General features: G+C 58.9%; 3 protein-coding genes and 1 pseudogene. 3 read left to right on the forward strand and 1 reads right to left on the reverse strand.

Annotated elements, in window-relative coordinates:
• Window positions 1–23: 23 nt before the first annotated feature.
• Window positions 24–1,829, reverse strand: a pseudogene (gene rapA, locus ACIOZM_RS30180) (RNA polymerase-associated protein RapA); the annotation flags it as partial.
• 251 nt (window positions 1,830–2,080) lie between these two features.
• Here rapA and ACIOZM_RS30185 point away from each other — a divergent pair.
• The 3 genes from ACIOZM_RS30185 to ccoM all read left to right on the forward strand — a co-directional run bounded on the left by ACIOZM_RS30185 (window position 2,081) and on the right by ccoM (window position 2,940).
• Window positions 2,081–2,422, forward strand: coding sequence for an aspartate-semialdehyde dehydrogenase (locus ACIOZM_RS30185; protein WP_401220984.1), 342 nt, complete (start codon window positions 2,081–2,083; stop codon window positions 2,420–2,422).
• Between the two features lie 93 nt (window positions 2,423–2,515).
• A complete protein-coding gene (locus tag ACIOZM_RS30190; RefSeq protein ID WP_166656011.1) occupies window positions 2,516–2,677 on the forward strand; it encodes a hypothetical protein in 162 nt (53 codons plus the stop codon).
• A 146-nt stretch (window positions 2,678–2,823) separates the two neighbouring features.
• Window positions 2,824–2,940 (forward strand): cytochrome c oxidase subunit CcoM, encoded by a 117-nt coding sequence (ccoM, locus tag ACIOZM_RS30195; RefSeq protein WP_007959205.1) that lies wholly within the window; start codon window positions 2,824–2,826, stop codon window positions 2,938–2,940.
• The last annotated feature ends 588 nt before the right edge of the window (window positions 2,941–3,528 follow it).

Raw genomic sequence — 3,528 nt, forward strand, 5'->3', positions numbered from 1 at the left:
CTCGACCGGATCGGTCAGAAGCACATCATCGGGCTGGTTTCCAGGTACGGCACGTGCAGCTCGATGATGTGCTTCTGACCGATCCGGTCGAGACGACCGATACGCTGCTCCAGCAGGTCCGGGTGCGACGGCAGATCGAACAGCACCAGATGGTGAGCGAACTGGAAGTTACGACCTTCACTGCCGATTTCCGAGCAGATCAGTACCTGTGCGCCAAACTCTTCGTCGGCGAAGTAAGCGGCGGCGCGGTCACGCTCAAGGATGTTCATGCCTTCATGGAACACCGTGGCCGGGATGCCGGAACGCACGCGCAGCGCGTCTTCCAAGTCCATCGCGGTTTCGGCGTGGGCGCAGATCACCAGCACTTTGGTGCGCTTGAGCATTTTCAGCTGATCGATCAGCCATTCGACGCGAGGGTCGAATTTCCACCAGCGTTCTTCTTCGCTGGCATCCGGCTGTGCCTGGAAGCTGACTTCCGGGTACAGCTCGGCGTGATCGCCCAGCGGCAGTTCGAGGTATTCGTCCGGGCACGGCAGCGGGTACGGGTGCAGTTTGCGTTCCGGGAAACCCTGCACGGCGGCGCGGGTGTTACGGAACAGCACGCGGCCGGTGCCATGGCGGTCAAGCAGTTCGCGCACGAGGCGAGCACTGGCTTCGGTGTCGCCATCGTTGACGGCGGCCAGCAGGGCTTCGCCTTCGTTGCCGAGGAAACCGTGAATGGTCTTGTGCGCTTCTGGCGAGAGACGGCCCTTGTCCAGTAGCTCCTGAACGGCTTCGGCCACCGGGCGATAGTTTTCGCTCTCGGCGCGGAAAGCGGCCAGATCATGGAAACGGTTCGGGTCGAGCAGGCGCAGACGCGCGAAGTGGCTGTCCTGACCGAGTTGTTCCGGGGTTGCGGTGAGCAACAGCACGCCCGGGATGACTTCGGCGAGTTGTTCGACCAGGGTGTATTCGGCGCTGGCCTTCTCTTCGTGCCAGACCAGGTGGTGGGCTTCGTCGACCACCAGCAGATCCCAACCGGCGGCGAACAGCGCGTCCTGGGCCTTTTCGTCATCGACCAGCCATTCCAGCGCAACCAGCGCCAGTTGAGTGTCTTCGAACGGGTTGGCGGCATCGCTTTCGATGAAGCGTTCTTCGTCAAACAGCGCGACTTGCAGGTTGAAGCGGCGGCGCATCTCGACCAGCCACTGGTGCTGGAGGTTTTCCGGCACGAGGATCAGCACGCGGTTGGCGCGACCCGACAGCAGTTGGCGATGGATCACCAGACCGGCTTCGATGGTTTTACCCAGACCCACTTCGTCCGCCAGCAAAACCCGTGGCGCGATACGGTCAGCGACTTCGCGGGCGATGTGCAGTTGGTGAGCGATTGGCTGGGCGCGAACACCGCCAAGGCCCCACAGCGAAGACTGCAACTGGCGGCTGGTGTGTTCGAGGGTGTTGTAACGCAGGGAGAACCACGACAGCGGATCGATCTGCCCGGCGAACAGACGATCGCTGGCCAGACGGAACTGAATGAAGTTCGATAGCTGGGTTTCCGGCAGCGTAACGGCTTCGTTCTGTGCGTTGAGGCCGTGGTAGACCAGCAGGCCATCGACGTCGTCGACTTGCTGTACGGTCAGTTTCCAGCCTTCGAAGTGAGTGATCGAGTCACCCGGCGAGAACCGCACGCGGGTGAGGGGCGCATTCCTTAGCGCGTACTGGCGAGTTTCGCCAGTGGCCGGGTAGAGCACGGTCAACAAGCGGCCGTCCTGTGCCAGAACGGTGCCTAAACCCAGCTCGGCTTCGCTGTCACTGATCCAGCGTTGCCCCGGTTGATACTGCTGCGCCATGCTGCCTGACTCCCACCTTGAAAAAGCGGGCTATCTTAACGGAATGCGGGCTTCAGGGCCAAAGATTACTGGGCAAAAGCTGCCACAGACTGTGATCTTTTGATCTTTGAGAACCCTTGGGTTTTGCGCTGTCTGATGAAGTTCGCAGCCTTCGACAGCGCCAACAGGTGCCAAGCACGTCACAGATTTACGACCGGTGGCTCAAGGCACCTTGGCCGCAGCCGATAGCCTTCTGACAGGAGACCCCTTATATGCTGCCACCGATGCTCCCCCTGAGCGCTGTGCCGATCACTTCCCAGCAAGACCCGATCCGCCAGCGGCCGGACATTCCTCCGGTGGTACCGGTGCAGGAAAGCTCCAGCGAAAGCACGATCGATCTGCAAAAACGCGACCCGGAAGAGGCTGCGCTGCAACTGCGTGAGGAACAGCGCCGCCAGCAGGAGCGCGATCGCCGTCGCCGCGAGGCCGATGAAGACCCGGAAGAACACCTTGCCGTTCCCGGTACCGAACTGAATGCCGACAACACCGTGCCGGTGGTGCCGCTGATGGAAGACCAGCCGCGTCAGGGCTTGTGGGTCGATATTGAAATCTGAGGTTGTCCGGCAGGCAGGCAAAGCCGCATTATTGGCGCAGTTCTGCTGGTGTTCCGGCAGTTGTGATTGATCTTCTGCGATGTAACGAATGCCATGAGCCAAGACGACAAACTGATCGACCTTAATGCCGAGCGTGCCAAGCGGGTTCATGACCTTAACGATAAGCGTCTGAACGAAGTGCGTCAGGCTTTCGAGCAGGCGATGCCGCTGGCAAAAGCGAAGAAAAAGCCGAAAAACAAACCGAAAAAGCGTTGATCCTCCCTGCATCCGTTGATGCAGGTCAGTTATTTCCCCCTCCTTTATCTCCCGTCTCTCTGAGCATTGATCCCGGTCAATTCTTGCGCCTGCCTGATTGGTTAACTTAGTTCCATCGCAGCAAAGCAGGGGCCAGGAGGCCAGTCATGTTTTTCGATAACGTGGTGTTTGCCGGTGTTTTGACGGTTGGCCTTATGGTTCTGTTTTTTGCAGGGTTTGGATTTTTTATCTGGAAAGATGCGAATAAGCGGAAGAAACCGTAGGTCTTTTTGGGTTTGATGAGCACGCAAGGCATTTTGGGGCGACTTCGGTTGCCCCTTTTTTTTGCCTTGGCGGCCTGTGGGCCGACCAGGCTATGGGTGTTTTTTGTGAATATCCGTTTCTGCGGTAACGGCTGCTTAGGGTTTCGCCCTTACGGCGACTCACTTTTTTTACAAACGCCTAAAAAAAGTAAGCAAAAAAACGCTGCCGCAACGTACGGCCCGCTCGCTGGGGCTCGGGGTTCCTTCGCTCCGGGATTGATCCGGGGGCATCGCCTACGGTTTGCTGCGCTGCACCTCCTCTCGATGTGTTTGGCTTCGCCAAACGGTCGCTGCGCTCCCACCCCCGGATCAACCCCTCCACTCAGCCTGCCGACGCGGCCGGTGAATCAAGATCAAAAGCTACAGCCGAGCTAACGCTCATCCTGTGTAGGAGCTGCCGCAGGCTGCGATCTTTTGATCCGGCTCTGGCTCTGGCTTTTGATTGTTTGCCCCATCACGCCCTGAGCCTCTCAGTCAACTCGTGGCTACCGCCACTGGTGCTTCTGTCAATGTTGATCCGCGTTGCAATAAGGACTGCAAGTAAACTTT

The organism is Pseudomonas sp. NPDC087346 (assembly GCF_044744235.1).
Lineage (GTDB): Bacteria > Pseudomonadota > Gammaproteobacteria > Pseudomonadales > Pseudomonadaceae > Aquipseudomonas.